The sequence below is a fragment of the Streptomyces sp. NPDC012637 genome (assembly GCF_042954805.1).
In the GTDB taxonomy this organism is placed as follows: Bacteria; Actinomycetota; Actinomycetes; order Streptomycetales; family Streptomycetaceae; genus Streptomyces.
This window is the reverse complement of sequence record NZ_JBIBDS010000004.1, coordinates 112431-125536: the sequence shown is the minus strand read 5'-3', so window position 1 is coordinate 125536 and position 13106 is coordinate 112431. Positions and strand designations below refer to the sequence as shown.

13 protein-coding genes are annotated in these 13106 nt (G+C 73.2%); all 13 read left to right on the top strand.

Features of this window, described 5'->3' with window-relative positions:
* The first annotated feature begins 155 nt into the window (after positions 1 to 155).
* The 13 genes from ACFY8W_RS17565 to ACFY8W_RS17505 all read left to right on the top strand — a co-directional run bounded on the left by ACFY8W_RS17565 (position 156) and on the right by ACFY8W_RS17505 (position 13106).
* The gene (locus tag ACFY8W_RS17565) at positions 156 to 2978 is read left to right on the top strand and encodes a BTAD domain-containing putative transcriptional regulator (protein WP_391105780.1); all 2823 of its coding nucleotides are present in this window, start codon (positions 156 to 158) and stop codon (positions 2976 to 2978) included.
* 427 nt (positions 2979 to 3405) lie between these two features.
* On the top strand, positions 3406 to 4446 hold the full coding sequence (locus ACFY8W_RS17560; RefSeq protein WP_391106826.1) for a LuxR C-terminal-related transcriptional regulator: 1041 nt from the start codon (positions 3406 to 3408) through the stop codon (positions 4444 to 4446).
* Positions 4443 to 5093: a pyridoxamine 5'-phosphate oxidase family protein gene (locus ACFY8W_RS17555; RefSeq protein WP_391105778.1), complete on the top strand. Its 651-nt coding sequence runs from the start codon at positions 4443 to 4445 to the stop codon at positions 5091 to 5093. The genes ACFY8W_RS17560 and ACFY8W_RS17555 overlap by 4 nt, the downstream gene beginning before the upstream one ends.
* A 99-nt stretch (positions 5094 to 5192) precedes the next feature.
* Complete coding sequence (locus ACFY8W_RS17550; RefSeq protein ID WP_391105776.1) at positions 5193 to 6065, top strand: diiron oxygenase; 873 nt, start codon at positions 5193 to 5195, stop codon at positions 6063 to 6065.
* Entirely contained in the window at positions 6062 to 7057 is a 996-nt protein-coding gene (locus ACFY8W_RS17545) for a hypothetical protein (protein ID WP_391105775.1), read from the top strand. The genes ACFY8W_RS17550 and ACFY8W_RS17545 overlap by 4 nt, the downstream gene beginning before the upstream one ends.
* A complete protein-coding gene (locus ACFY8W_RS17540; protein WP_391105773.1) occupies positions 7054 to 7452 on the top strand; it encodes a 4'-phosphopantetheinyl transferase superfamily protein in 399 nt (132 codons plus the stop codon). The genes ACFY8W_RS17545 and ACFY8W_RS17540 overlap by 4 nt, the downstream gene beginning before the upstream one ends.
* A gap of 25 nt (positions 7453 to 7477) precedes the next feature.
* On the top strand, positions 7478 to 7711 hold the full coding sequence (locus tag ACFY8W_RS17535; protein ID WP_128984472.1) for a phosphopantetheine-binding protein: 234 nt from the start codon (positions 7478 to 7480) through the stop codon (positions 7709 to 7711).
* A 21-nt stretch (positions 7712 to 7732) separates the two neighbouring features.
* Positions 7733 to 8557, top strand: coding sequence for a class I SAM-dependent methyltransferase (locus tag ACFY8W_RS17530; protein WP_385690167.1), 825 nt, complete (start codon positions 7733 to 7735; stop codon positions 8555 to 8557).
* Positions 8557 to 9531 carry a 3-oxoacyl-[acyl-carrier-protein] synthase III C-terminal domain-containing protein gene (locus tag ACFY8W_RS17525; protein ID WP_391105771.1) on the top strand — a complete coding sequence of 325 codons (975 nt, stop codon included), beginning with the start codon at positions 8557 to 8559 and terminating at the stop codon, positions 9529 to 9531. The genes ACFY8W_RS17530 and ACFY8W_RS17525 overlap by 1 nt, the downstream gene beginning before the upstream one ends.
* Positions 9531 to 9797, top strand: coding sequence for a phosphopantetheine-binding protein (locus ACFY8W_RS17520; protein ID WP_391105769.1), 267 nt, complete (start codon positions 9531 to 9533; stop codon positions 9795 to 9797). The genes ACFY8W_RS17525 and ACFY8W_RS17520 overlap by 1 nt, the downstream gene beginning before the upstream one ends.
* On the top strand, positions 9794 to 10624 hold the full coding sequence (locus ACFY8W_RS17515; RefSeq protein WP_391105767.1) for a hypothetical protein: 831 nt from the start codon (positions 9794 to 9796) through the stop codon (positions 10622 to 10624). Before ACFY8W_RS17520 ends, ACFY8W_RS17515 begins: the two co-directional genes overlap by 4 nt.
* On the top strand, positions 10621 to 11991 hold the full coding sequence (locus tag ACFY8W_RS17510) for a condensation domain-containing protein (RefSeq protein WP_391105765.1): 1371 nt from the start codon (positions 10621 to 10623) through the stop codon (positions 11989 to 11991). Before ACFY8W_RS17515 ends, ACFY8W_RS17510 begins: the two co-directional genes overlap by 4 nt.
* Positions 11991 to 13106: a polysaccharide deacetylase family protein gene (locus tag ACFY8W_RS17505; protein ID WP_391105763.1), complete on the top strand. Its 1116-nt coding sequence runs from the start codon at positions 11991 to 11993 to the stop codon at positions 13104 to 13106. The genes ACFY8W_RS17510 and ACFY8W_RS17505 overlap by 1 nt, the downstream gene beginning before the upstream one ends.

Below are 13106 nucleotides of genomic sequence, written 5' to 3'. Positions count from 1 at the left end.
CAGCCCACGCCCCCCGCGGGCCGTCCCTGTCAGTTGTCATGTCCCCTTGCCTGTGGCATTGGTCTAGTCCAAACTGATCAATCGACGAAGCCTCTGCAGAGTCGGCCGCGCGCGGGCCGCAAGGGCGCCGCCGGTCATGGGATGAGGGGGATGCCATGTCAGAGAGGACGACCGGCGCGGGGCTTTTCGGAGGAGGGCAGGCCGGTGAGGCGGGGGCTTTCGGTGCGCGGCTGCAGGCGTTCCGGCGGCGGGCCGGACTGAGTCAGGAGGCCGCCGCGGCGCGAGCCGGGATCAGCACCAGGGCCTTGCGCGACATCGAGCGCGGCCGGGTGCGGCGGCCGCAGTCGCGGACCCTGCAGCGGCTGGCCGAGGCGCTCGGGCTGACCGGCGGCGAGCTGGCGGACCTGCTCGTCGCCGCCCGCACCGGGCCACCCCGCGGCGCCGCCCGGCCGCGCCTGCTGATCCTCGGCCCGCTCTCCCTCCAGCACGGCCGCACCCCCGTCCCGGTCACCAGCCCCATGCTCCGCCGGCTGCTCGGGCTCCTCGCGCTCAAGCACCCCGACTCCGCCACCCAGCAGGAGATCATCGACGTCCTGTGGCCGTCCGGGCCGCCCAGTTCCCACCAGAGCCTGATCCACACGTACGTCAGCCAGGTCCGCCGGCTCCTCGAACCGGGCGGCCCGCGGACCGGCCCCCGGACGACCGACCCGCCGCCGACCGTCGCCCGGACGCCCACCGGATACCTCCTGGAGGCCTCCCGGAACCAGATCGACCTCGGCCACTTCGACGAACTCCTCGCCCAGGCGGAGCGCCTGCACCGCACGCCCGACCCGAGGTCCGCGTACGAGTCGCTGACGGCGGCCCTGCAGTGGTGGCGGGGCCCGGTGCTCGCCGATGCCGACCCGGTGCTGAGCCGCCATCCGGCCGCGGTCGTGGCCAACGAGCGGAGGGTCAAGGCGGTGCTGCTGCACGCCGACACGGCGCTGCTGCTGCGCCGGCCGGAGGACGCCGTCCCGGTGCTGTGGGACATGGTGAACACCGAGCCGCTGCACGAGGGCCTGCACGCCCGGCTGATCCTCGCCCTCGCCAGCTGCGGGGAGCAGGCCGCCGCGCTCAACGTGTTCAACCGGCTGCGCGACCGGCTCGACGACGAGCTGGGCATCGCGCCCAGCGCGGAGGTCCGCGACGCCCACCTGCGGGTGCTGCGCCAGCAACTGCCCCTCGCCCAGCGCCCCGAGCACTCCGCGCCGGCCGTTCACTCCGCGCCGGCCGTCCACTCCGTGCTGCCCGTCCACCCCGCGCCGGCCGACCGTGGGCCGGCCGACCGCACCGCGCCCGTCGGCCCCCTCCCGGCCCAGCTGCCCGCCATGGCCGGTTCGTACGTCGGACGGCGACGGCAGATGCGGGAGCTCGACGCCCTCGTCTCGACCGATCCGGCGCGGCGCGCGCACGTGGTGGCGGTGGTCGGCGCGCCCGGCGTCGGCAAGACCGCCCTCGCCAAGCACTGGGCGCACGCGCGGCGCGAACACTTCGAGGACGGGCAGCTGTTCGTCGACCTGCGCGGCCACTCCCCGCTCCCGACGCTGCGCCCCGGCGACGTCCTGGCGCAGTTCCTCCGGGCCCTGGGCGCGCCGCCCGGCCGGCTGCCCGCGGACGAGGACGAGGCCGCCGCGCTGTACCGCACGCTGCTCGCCGGCAAGCAGATGCTGATCGTCCTGGACAACGCGCGCGACGCCGAGCAGGTCAGGCCGCTCATCCCGGGCGCCCAGGGCTGCGCGGTGGTGATCACCAGCCGCAGCCGGCTGGTGGGACTGGTCGCGAGCGACGGCGCCCGCCAGCTCGCCCTGGACGTGCTCGATCCCGACGAGGCCCGCCAGCTGCTCGCCGCCACCATCGGCGAGAGCCGGGTCGCGGCCGAGGAGGAGGCGGCCCGCAGGCTCGTGCGGGTGTGCGGCGGGCTGCCGCTGGCGATCCGGATCGCCGGGGCCAACCTGCTGGCCCGCAACGTCGGCATCGCCGACTACTGCGACGACTTAGCCGGTGACGACATGCTGAGCCGGCTGCGCATCGAAGGGGACCGGCGCTCGACGGTGCGGGCCGCGTTCGAGCTCTCGTACCGCGCGCTCCCGGCCGCGGCCCAGCGGATGTTCCGGCTCCTCAGCGTGGTGCCGGGGCCCGATCTCACCGCGGACGGCGCCGCGGCGCTCGCGGACTCGACCTCGGCCTGCGCGGCGGGGCTCCTGGTGAGCCTGACGGACGCCCATCTCGTACGGGAACGGGCGGCCGGCCGGTTCGGGCTGCACGACCTGCTGCGCTCGTACGCCCGCGAGCTGGTCAGCAGGGAGGAGGCGCACGGCGCCCGGCAGCGGCTTTTCGACTGGTACCTCTACCACGCGGACGCGGCGGCCCGGCTGCTCTACCCGGCGGGCCCGGCGGCCTCGGACCCGTGCGCCGGGACGGGCCCCTCGGCCGCGCTGGTGTTCTCGGACCAGGGCCAGGCCTCGGAGTGGCTGGACAGCGAGCGGGAGAACCTGGCCGGCGCCGTCCTGCAGGCGTCCGGCGCCGGCTTCACGACCGTCGCCTGGCGGCTCGCGGAGAGCCTGCACGGCTACCTCTCGCAGCGGATGTACACGGGCGACTGCCTGAAGGTCGCGACGGCCAGCCTGTTCGCCGCCACCGCCGACGGCGAACTGCGGGCCCAGGCCTCCGCCCAGCTGCGGCGTGCCGAGTGCCACCGGTCCCTGGCGAACGGCGCACAGGCCCTCGAGCTCTTCGGCAGTGCCCTGGAGCTCGCGCGGCAGGCCGGCTGGCACGACGGACAGGTCCTCGCCCTGCGCGGCATCGGCACCGCGCACGAGGAGAACGGGGCGGCGCGACTGGCCCGCGACTACCTCTCCCAGGCCCGCGAACTCGCCCGGCGCGGAGGTACGGCGTCGGCCGCGACGGACGAGAACAGCGGTCTCGGTCTGTTCTGCTGAGCTCCGGGGCGGCAGCACAACTCCTGCGGAAGTGATACCGGTTCTGCCGGTCCCTACGGCCCCTCGGGCGGTGCCCGGCAGAACCGCAGTTCAGTGGTGGCGCGTCCGGCCGGAACCGGCATCCCGGCGGGCGCCCGGCCCTCTGGCCCGGCTGTAGGGGCCCGACCAGGTCTGGACCATACGGTGGCCGCACGGCGAAGGCCGTGCCGTGCCCGCAGCGCCCGCATCCGCACCCTCCGCGCGTCTCTACCGGCATCACCCGCACGTCCGCATCCGCACCATCCGCGCGTCAACACCGGCATCACCCGCACGATCGGCTCCGCACCATCCGCGCGTCCACACCGGCATCACCCGCACGTCCGCACCCGCACCATCCGCACGTCCGCATCCGCATCCGCAACGTCCGCGCACGCAGATTGAGGTGACGATGGAATCCGCGGCACTGACCCCACGCCAGGGACCCCAGGGAACCCCGGGGGCCGCCGAGGTCGACGAGTTCGTGGTCCTCTTCTACGAACACACCGTCGGCCGTGCCGACTTCAGCCCGTCCAGTGTCGCCGGGGAACTGGGCGTCCCGCGCCAGCGCGTCGAGCACGCCGTCGCCGTGCTGCGCGAACTGCGCCTGGTCAAGCCGGCGGAGGGCCGTGCCGGCCGACTGGTCGCGGTCAGCCCGGAGGCCGCCCAGATGGAACTGCTCGTCCCGCTGGAGCGGGAGATCCTCGACAGCCGCCGCCGGCTCGCCGGATTCAAGGGGCAGTTGAGCTCGTTCGTGGCCGCTTTCGAGAAGCAGTCCAAGGCCCGCGCCGAGCCGGTGGTCATCACCGACGACCGGGAGGAGATCGAACTCCGACTGCTCCAGGCCGCGCAGGGCTGCACCAGCGAGGTCCTGGTCGTGCAGCCCTGTGTCGCCCGCGAGACCCGTGAGCTGCGCCTCGCCCGCCCGCTGGTCCTCGACGCGCTGCGGCGCGGCGCGCAGGGCCGGATCATCTACCCCCACACCGCCCGCGGCGACTCCGACACCCGCGCCCACCTGGGCGAACTCCTCTCCGCCGGAGGCCAGGTGCGCACCACCAAGGAGGTGCGCGACCGCTTCCTGGTCTTCGACCGGAAGACGGCCTTCATCCCGGCCGGCGAGGGCGAGGCGATCGCCGTCGTCTACGAGGGCGCGGTCGCGGCCTTCCTGGCCGGACTGCACGGCCGGCTGTGGGAGTCGGCGTTCGACTTCGACTCCGGTGCGGCCGGTTACGCCGGGACGCTCGAGGACCTCAAGGCGACCCTGCTCGACCTGCTGGCCTCCGGCGCCAAGGACGAGGTGATCGCGCGCCGGGTGGGCATGTCCGAGCGGACCTTCCGCCGCCATGTGGCCACGATCATGCAGGACCTGTCGGCCACCAGCCGCTTCCAGGCGGGCGTGCTCGCCGCCCGTACCGGCCTGGTCGACCCGGCCCCGAGGAGCGATGCCGCATGAGCCGCTACGACCACATCGCGTACACCTCGTCGGTACGCCGGGTCCAGGAGCAGATGGGCAGCGCTTCGGCGGCCGACCGCCGGCTGGGGGACCCGGTGGAGGTGGCGGAGCCGCTCACCGGCGCCGCGGCCGGCTTCATCCGGAGCCTCGACGGCTTCCTGTTCGCGAGCGTGAGCGAGACCGGCTGGCCGTACATCCAGTTCAGGGGCGGGCCGCCGGGCTTCGTCCACGTCCTCGACGAGCACACCCTCGGTTACCTGGACGTACGGGGCAACCGGCAGTACATCACCACCGGCAACGTGCGCGGCGACGGCCGGGTCGCGCTGTTCTTCCTCGACCAGGTCCGGCAGGCCCGTCTCAAGCTGTACGGCCACGCCTCCGCCGTACCGGCCGACGAGGATCCGGCGCTCGCCGAGCGCCTGAGCTCGCCGCGCACCGACGGCACGGTCGAACAGCTCGTCACCATCCGGGTCGAGGCCTTCGCCTGGAACTGCCCCAACCACATCACGCCCCGCTTCAGCGAGCACGAACTCGCCGACGCCCTGGCCCCGGTCCGCGACCGCCTCGCTCACCTCGAACAGGAGAACGCCGGCCTGCGCGCGGAAATCGCCGCGCACCGCGACGCCGCCGCACGGCCCGCCCGCTGACCGAATTCGGCAGCCGGTTCCGGTCATTGATGAACCGCCCCGGGGATTCCTAGGCTGGATCCAGCAAAGAGCCCCCGAAGCAGACGGAGACATCACGCGATGGTCAGCGACGTGATCGACCGGAACGACCGGTTCCGGGGAATTCTGGACCGACTCGCCACCAAGTCCATCGACGACTACTACAACCCGTACCGGCTGTTCGAGTGGCCGGACCGGCTCCCGGAGGACATGTGGTGGATGAGCCCGGAGCTCACCACCACGTACGGGACGGAATGGGCAGAGAAGCTCACCCCGCAACAGCTCCACACGCTTTCCAAGCACGAAAGCATAAACTTCTACAGCCTCAACGTGCACGGAATCCGGGAACTGCTCGTCGAGGTGGTCAACCGCATCCACACCGCCGGTTTCGAAACACCGTCGGAGTTCTTCCACCACTTCATCGGTGAGGAGAACGAACACATGTGGTTCTTTGCCGAATTCTGCCTTCGTTACGGCAAGAAGATCTACAAACAGCCGGCCGGCGGCGCGGAGGGCGCCGCCCCCTCGGAGAAGATCCAGAGCCTGCTGGTGTTCGCCCGCATCCTGATCTTCGAAGAGCTCGTCGACCACTTCAACTCGGCGATGGCCGAGGACGAGCGGCTGCACGAGACGATCCGCGGCATCAACCGGATCCACCACCAGGACGAGTCCCGGCACATCGCCTTCGGCCGCGAACTCGTCGGCCTGCTCCACCAGGACCTCAAGCAGACCGCCACCGAGCAGGAACTGGACGACGTCTCCGACTACCTGCGCCGCTACATGAAGCACAGCTTCGAGTCCCTCTACCACCCGCAGGTGTACCGCGACGCCGGCCTGGAGAACCCGCACGCGGTGCGCCGGGCCCTGCTGGAGTCGCCCGCCCGGGCCGAGGCCGAGCAGCGCACCTTCCGCAAGACCGCCAGGTACCTCGAGAAGACGGGAATCATCCGATGAACCGCCTGACCGGGAGCGACGGCGCGCCCGCGCTGGCCATCCTCGGCCCCGGGGCCACCCGCCTCGTCAAGGAGCTCGACCGGGTCTTCGCCGGCTGGGGCCTCGCGGCCGGCGCCGAGGAGATCAGCGCACCGCCGCTGTTCCCGGTGCCCGACCTGGAGAAGTTCGACGTCTACACCAACTTCCCGCACCTCGCGTGGGTGGCCGGGTCGCTGGACCTGACGGACGACCAGTTCAAGCCCGTGGAAGGCCGCTTCGGCCCCGGCTCGGTGGCCGAGGCGCGGTACGGGCTCCCGCACGCCACCTGTTACGGCGCGTACCTCTTCCACGAGGGCGAGCAGGTCGGCGACGACACCCTGGTGACCCTGGTCAACCGCTGCTTCCGCAACGAGGACCACTACGGCGGGCTGCGCCGCCTCGCCAGCTTCCAGATGCGCGAGATCGTCGCCCTCGGCAGCTTCCCCCACACCCAGCAGGTCCTCGCCCGCTTCACCGGGCGGATCCAGGCCTTCGCCGCCGCGCTCGGCATCGAGCTCGCCAAGGTGCCGGCGGGCGACCCGTTCTTCCGGAACGACGGCGGCCGCGCCCTGATGCAGAAGCTCAGCCCGGTCAAGTACGAGTTCCAGTACGGCGGCGACCTGGCGATCGCCTCGGTGAACACCCACCGCAACTTCTTCGGCGAGCGCTGCGGCATCCGCCTGGAGTCCGGCGAGCACGCCTACACCGCCTGCGTGGCCTTCGGCCTGGAACGCTGGCTCGCCGTCCTGACCGAGCACTTCGACGCGGACCTCGACGCCGCGCTGGCCGCCGTACGCGCCGCCGAGGCAGCCGTCGAGGCCGAAGCCGTCGAGGCCGACGCGGCCGTGGCCGTAGCAGCCGCTGCCGAAGCCTCCGCGGCCGACGCCGGCGAGTCCGGCACCCCCGGCACCGACGCCGCCGAGTCGGGCACCCCCGCCGCCCCCGGCACCGACGACGCCGTCGGCGCGTCGTGACCCAGCCCCTGATCGGCGTCGACATCGTGCCGCTCTCCCGGGTGCGGGAGCTGACCGCTCCCGGCGCCGGGCCGCTGCTCGGGCGCTACCTCTCCGCCGAGGAACTGGACGCCTCCCGGACCCCGGACGGCGCGGCCGACGAGGCCGGGATCGCCGGGCGGCTGGCCGCCAAGGAAGCCGTCTTCAAGCTCTTCGGGGCCGTCCGCAGGCCGGTCCCCTGGCGGGGCATCGAGGTCCTGCGCGGTCCCGGCGGCCGACCGGGAGTCCGACTCTCCGGCAAGGGAGCCGAGTTGGCCCGTCACGCCGGACTCGGCCCGATCGACGTCAGCATCAGCCACGACGCCGGCTTCGCCATCGCCGTCGCCGCGGCCTCCACCTCTCTCGACCGTCTCTGAAGGGAATGCCATGAGTTCCGCAGGTATCGGCTCCGCGGGTATCGACAAGGTCCGGGACTGGATCCTCGGCCGCCACCCCGAGCGCACCGAACTCGCCGCCGACGTCGACCTCATCGAGAGCCGGCTGGTCGACTCGCTCGCCTTCGTCGAGCTCGTCTACACGATCGAGGACGCCGCGGGCGTCGAGATCGACTTCGACAACATCGACATCGAGGACTTCCAGACCCTCGCGACCATCGAGAAGGCGTTCTTCGCCTGATCCCGAGGAGGGATCTTCACCATGGATGCAGTCTCCTACACCGCACAGTGGATGGCCGCGGCCCGCGCGCAGGAGTCCGAGCGCGAGGACGCGCTGTTCGTCGACCCGCTGGCCCGTGACCTGGCCGCACCCCGCGGCTTCGAGCTGATCGAGCGCTACGCCGGCGGCGGTCTGCTGCCCTTCATCTCCATCCGTACCCGGTTCCTCGACGACGCCATCCGGGACGTCCTCGCCGAGAGCGGGATCCAGCAGGTCGTGCTCATCGCCGCGGGCATGGACACCCGCGCGTTCCGGCTCGACTGGCCGGAGGGCACCGAGCTGTACGAGGTCGACCACGCCCTGCTGATCGCGGAGAAGCGCCGCCGGCTGGACGCACTCGGGGCCGAGCCGCGCGTCGACCGGCGCGAGGTCTCCGCCGACCTCACCCAGGAGTGGCTGCCCGCCCTGGAGGCCGCCGGCTTCGACCCCGACCGCCCGACGCTGTGGGTCGCCGAGGCGCTCACCTTCTTCCTCACCGAGGAGCAGGCCGCCGGACTGCTGCGGCTGCTCGCCTCCGCCTCCGCGCCCGGCAGCCACCTGGCCTTCGACATCCTCGGGCGCGCCCTGCTGCGCAGCCCGTTCTCGAAGCGCTTCCTGGACACCCTCGCCGCCGACGGCACGCCGTGGATCTTCGGCACCGACGAGCCCGAGGAGTTCCTGACGGCGAACGGCTGGAAGACCACCGACCTGCGCGAGCCCGGCCAGCCCGGCGCCGGCGAGGGCCGCTGGCCGTACGACGTCCAGCCGAGGGACCGCCGCGGCGCCAACCGGCTGTGGCTGATCCGCGCCGAGGTCGTGACGGCCTGATGAGCCTGCCGACCACGGACCGCCGGATCACCCTGGAGCGGATCGAGTCGTACCTGCCCGAGCGCAGCGTACGGATCGAGGAGCTGGGCGAGCGGCTCGGTCTGCGTCGGGCCGAGCTGGGCGTGTTCCGCAAGTTCTACGGCCTGGACACGCTCCGCTTCGACCCCGAGCTGCCGCTGCTCGACCTGCTGCGGCCCGCCGCGCGCGGAGCCCTGGCCGCCCTGCCCGAGGGCGGCCGGGTCGACTACCTGGCCTACGCCCACGTCACCCAGGCGGTGGCCCCCGCCGACGTGGACGTGGCCAGGGAGGTCGGCGACGCCCTCGGGCTCGTCGACACCGAGGCCTTCGGCCTCAGCCACCAGGCCTGCGTCAGCAGTCTGGGCGCCATCGAGGTGCTCGGCGAACTGCTGCGCGCGGAGGGCGCCGAGGGCGCGTACGCCCTGATGATCACCGGCGAGCAGGCGTACTCGCCGATCGTCCAGCACGTGCCCAACACCTCGATCATGGCCGACGCCGCCGCCTCCTGCCTGATCACCCTGGACGGCGCGGGCGACGAGGTGCGGTCCTTCGCCACCCGGACCCTGGGCGAGTACGCCCAGTGGCTGGAGCTCACCGCCGAGCAGAACACCGAGTTCGGCGAGCAGTACGGCCGCCGGATCGCCGAGGTCATCCACCGGGCGGTGGAAGAGGCCGGGCTGACGCTCGACGAGATCGACCTCGTGATCCCCCACAACGTCAACAAGCTGGCCTGGCGGCAGACCATCAAGGAGCTGGAGGTGGCGCCGGAGAAGGTCTTCCTGGACAACGTCCCCCGCTACAGCCACACCTTCGCCTCCGACGTCTTCGTCAACTACACCACCCTGCGCGACGCCGGCCGCCTCGTGGACGGCGCGCACTACCTGCTGGTCTCCGTCGGCCTCGGCGCCACCTTCGGCGCGATGGTCATCACCCACCGGGCGGGAGGCGAGCGGTGATGGACCGTCAGGAAGTGCTGCTCACCATCGAGAAGGCGCTCAGCGAGGTCCTGGAGAGGCCGGTCTCCGGGCTCACCGAGGAGACCGCGCTCTTCGACGAGCTGCAGCTCACCTCCCTCGCCGTCCTCGGCCTGCTGATGACCGTCGAGGAGGCGACCGGGATCTCCATCGACCCGGAGGAGCTCGACATCGACCACCTGCGGACCATGAGGTCCTTCGCCGACTATGTCGAGGCCGCACTCCGCGAAGCAGAGGGGACGTCATGAGCGGACTCGCCGTCCGGGCCGCCGCCGCGGTGCGCTCGCCGCAGGGCCGGGGGCCGGGTGACGACCCGGCCGTGCTCGACTACTACCGCGACCTGCTCACCCCCTTCGGCGAGAAGCCGGACGAGGAGCTGCTCGGCCGCGGCGCGCACGTCCACCACCGTGACCTCGCGGACCTGCTCGTCGCCGACGAGGGCGTCGGCCGCAGCAGGCCGGAGCTGCTGATCGTCACCCACGCCCTGCCGGACGTGGTCCCGTTCACCGCCGTCGCGCCGCACCTCACCGACCGCCTCGGCGGCCGGGCGGCCAACTTCGCGATCGCCCAGCAGGGCCTGGCCGCGCCGTTCACCGCGCTGCGGATCGCCTCGGCGTACCACCGCGCGGGGCGGGCCGCGGAGGTCGTGCTCGCGGTCCTGGAGCAGACCACCCTGCCGACGGCCTTCCCGCTGGTCCAGGACACCCCGCTGACCGACTCGGCCGCGGCGCTCGTCCTCGGCGCCTCCACCGAGCCCGGCCTGCGGTTCGTCCGCGCGCACTCGGCCGCTTCGGCGGCCGCCGCGCTCGACGGGTACGGCCCGGGGCGGGAGCTCGGCGAGGACGGCACGCTCCTCGTCCTCGGGCCCTGGGTCACCGAGGACCTCCCGGAGCGCACCGCGGTGCACCGGGTCGCCCCCGGCAGCTACTGCACCAGCCTCTGGCTGGAGCTCGCCGACCACTGGCAGGAGTGGCAGCGGTCCTACCGGCGGGTCGTGCTGTGCGACACGGACCCGCGCTCCGGCCGCAGCCACGTGGCGCTCTTCGCAACCGAGGGAAAGGCGGCAACACGATGACCACGGCTGAGGAGCCGGCCGTCAGGCTGGTGTCCGCGAGGTCGGGGAGCGGCCCGGCCACCTGGGGACAGCGGGCGATCTGGGGCGTCGTCACCCGGCTCGGCGACGACGCGCCCCGCTACAACGTTCCGGTCGACCTCCCCGTCGCCCCGCCCCGGCCCGTCGCCCGCGTCCTCGCGGACCTGACGGAGCTGCTCCAGCTCCACGACAGCCTGCACACCAGGTGGCTGGCGGCCGGCGAGGACGGTCTGGAGCAGGTCGTCGACGGCAGCGGCGAGCTTCCCGTGGAGATCAGGAGCTCCCCGGCGGCGCAGGCCGCGGAGGTGAGCGCGGGACTGCTCGCCGAGCTGGCCGGCCGCTCCTTCGACCACACGCGGGAGTGGCCGCTGCGGGTCGGCCTGGTGGAGAGCGAGGGTCTGGTCCACCGGCTCGTGCTCGTCGGCGCGCACACCGGGATGGACTACTGGGGCCTCGGCCGGCTGCTGCGCGACCTGGAGTCGATCGAGGCGGGGGAGACCGCCGCGTCGCTGCGGCAGGCCCGGCCGGCCCAACAGCCCCTGGAAGCCGCCGAGGTCCAGGCCTCCCCGCTCGGCCGCCGCCGGGACGAGGCGGCCCGCCGCTACTGGTGCGAGCAGCTGACCGCCGGCCCCCGGCAGATCTTCCGGAACCCGGCGGCGCCCGAACTCGCGGACGACCCGGCCCGGAAGTTCCCCAACGCCCTGCTGCGCTCTCCCGCCCTCGCGGTCGCCGTCGGGCGGGTCGCGGCGGAGCTGGAGGTCAGCGACGCGGCGGTGCTGCTCGGCGCGGCGTCCCACCAGCTGGCCAGGATGTCCGGGAGCAGCGACGTGCTGTTCCAGGTCGTGGTGGGCAACCGCTTCCAGCCGGCCGCCGCCGCGTCGGTGAGCACGGTGGCACAGGAGGCCCTGTTCCGGCTCACGGACGCGGACCGGGACTTCGGCGACGCGGTGCGGCGGACCCGGTCGGTCGCCCTGAACGCCTTCCGCCACGCCGCGTACGACAAGTGGGCGCTGGACCGGGAGGTGGCGCTGCTCGTCGAGAAGGGCGAGGCGGCGGACCACTCGTACTGGTGGAACGACACCCGTGACCCGGGCGTCGGGCCGTTCGACACGGTCGAGCGCCCGCGGGCCGCGCTGAGCGAGCTGATCGGCCGGACCGAGCTCAGCTGGCCGAGGGACTTCCCGCCCCGCAAGAACGTCTCGATGGCGGTGGACGTGCTGACCGCCCCGGGCGCCCTGGACCTCGCCATGACCGCCGACCCGGCGGTCGTCGACCGCGAGGGGATGGAGCGGTTCCTCCGCGGCGTCGAGCGGCTGATCGTCGCCGAGGCGATCGCGCTGGGGGACTGATGACCGAGGGACCGAAGACCGGAGCAACGGCGGCCGGGCGAGCGGCGACCACCACGCGGTACGCGGGAATCGCCTGGACCGGCTCGGGCTACCGGGTCGACGTCGTGGACGGCACGGGGCGCCGGGTCGTCGAGCCGAGCGGCTGGGGCGGCGCCCAGGTCGCCGAACTCATCGCCTGGCTGCGGGACCTGGACGGCGGCCCGACCCCGGCCGTGGTCCTGGAGAGCACCAACGGCCTGCTCGACGGCCCCATGACGGCCGCCGGCCTGGAGGTGTACCGCGCGGATCCCTGGCTGCTGCCGTCCCGGCCGCGGTTCGGCTCCGTCCCGGCCGAACGGCTCACGGAGCAGGCCAGGACCGCGCCCGGCGCGCTGGCCCGGGTGACCGCCGAGGGCGGCAGCCTGACCGGCCGCGCCGAGGAGTACTTCGAAGGCGTACGGCGCGGCGAGCCGATCCTCGCGGAACTGACGGCCACCGGACGTTGCTTCGGGCACGGCCGCCGTGACGTCCCGCGCGTCGCGCTCACCTTCGACGACGGCCCCGACCCCGTGTACACCCGGCAGGTCCTGGACATCCTGGACCGCTACGGGGCCCGGGCGACCTTCTTCTGCGTCGGCCACCACGTCGCGGCGCTGCCCGACGAGGTGCGCCGGATCGCCGCGGCGGGCCACGAACTGGGCAACCACTCCTGGTCGCACCCGTTCCTGTTCGACCTGACGCCGGACGAGCTGCGCGAGCAGATCGACCGTACGGCGGAGGCCGTGGACGCGCTGACCGGCGAGGCCCCGGTCTGGTTCCGGCCGCCGTACGGGGCGCTGAGCCCCGAGGTGCTCGCCGGCCTGGAGAAGCACCCGGTCGCCCTGACGATGTGGGACGTGGACGCGCGCGACTGGTCCCGCCCGGGGCCGGAGCGGATCGCCGCGACCGTCCTGGAGGGCGCCGGGCCGGGCTCGGTGGTGCTGATGCACGAGGGCGCCGGCGATCGCGGCCAGACCGTCCAGGCCCTCCCGTCGATCGTCGAGGGCCTGCTCGAACGCGGCCTGGAACTGGTCACGGTGAGCGAACTGGCCGCCGGGGCGGCCGCTGACGACCACGATCAACGACTGAAGGGCTGA

Bases quoted from the DNA above. Each gene is read 5' to 3' on its own strand.
- ACFY8W_RS17565 (WP_391105780.1), top strand. From the start codon at position 156: ATGTCAGAGAGGACGACCGGCGCGGGGCTTTTCGGAGGAGGGCAGGCC.
- ACFY8W_RS17560 (WP_391106826.1), top strand. From the start codon at position 3,406: ATGGAATCCGCGGCACTGACCCCACGCCAGGGACCCCAGGGAACCCCG.
- ACFY8W_RS17555 (WP_391105778.1), top strand. From the start codon at position 4,443: ATGAGCCGCTACGACCACATCGCGTACACCTCGTCGGTACGCCGGGTC.
- ACFY8W_RS17550 (WP_391105776.1), top strand. From the start codon at position 5,193: ATGGTCAGCGACGTGATCGACCGGAACGACCGGTTCCGGGGAATTCTG.
- ACFY8W_RS17545 (WP_391105775.1), top strand. From the start codon at position 6,062: ATGAACCGCCTGACCGGGAGCGACGGCGCGCCCGCGCTGGCCATCCTC.
- ACFY8W_RS17530 (WP_385690167.1), top strand. From the start codon at position 7,733: ATGGATGCAGTCTCCTACACCGCACAGTGGATGGCCGCGGCCCGCGCG.
- ACFY8W_RS17525 (WP_391105771.1), top strand. From the start codon at position 8,557: ATGAGCCTGCCGACCACGGACCGCCGGATCACCCTGGAGCGGATCGAG.
- ACFY8W_RS17520 (WP_391105769.1), top strand. From the start codon at position 9,531: ATGGACCGTCAGGAAGTGCTGCTCACCATCGAGAAGGCGCTCAGCGAG.
- ACFY8W_RS17515 (WP_391105767.1), top strand. From the start codon at position 9,794: ATGAGCGGACTCGCCGTCCGGGCCGCCGCCGCGGTGCGCTCGCCGCAG.
- ACFY8W_RS17510 (WP_391105765.1), top strand. From the start codon at position 10,621: ATGACCACGGCTGAGGAGCCGGCCGTCAGGCTGGTGTCCGCGAGGTCG.
- ACFY8W_RS17505 (WP_391105763.1), top strand. From the start codon at position 11,991: ATGACCGAGGGACCGAAGACCGGAGCAACGGCGGCCGGGCGAGCGGCG.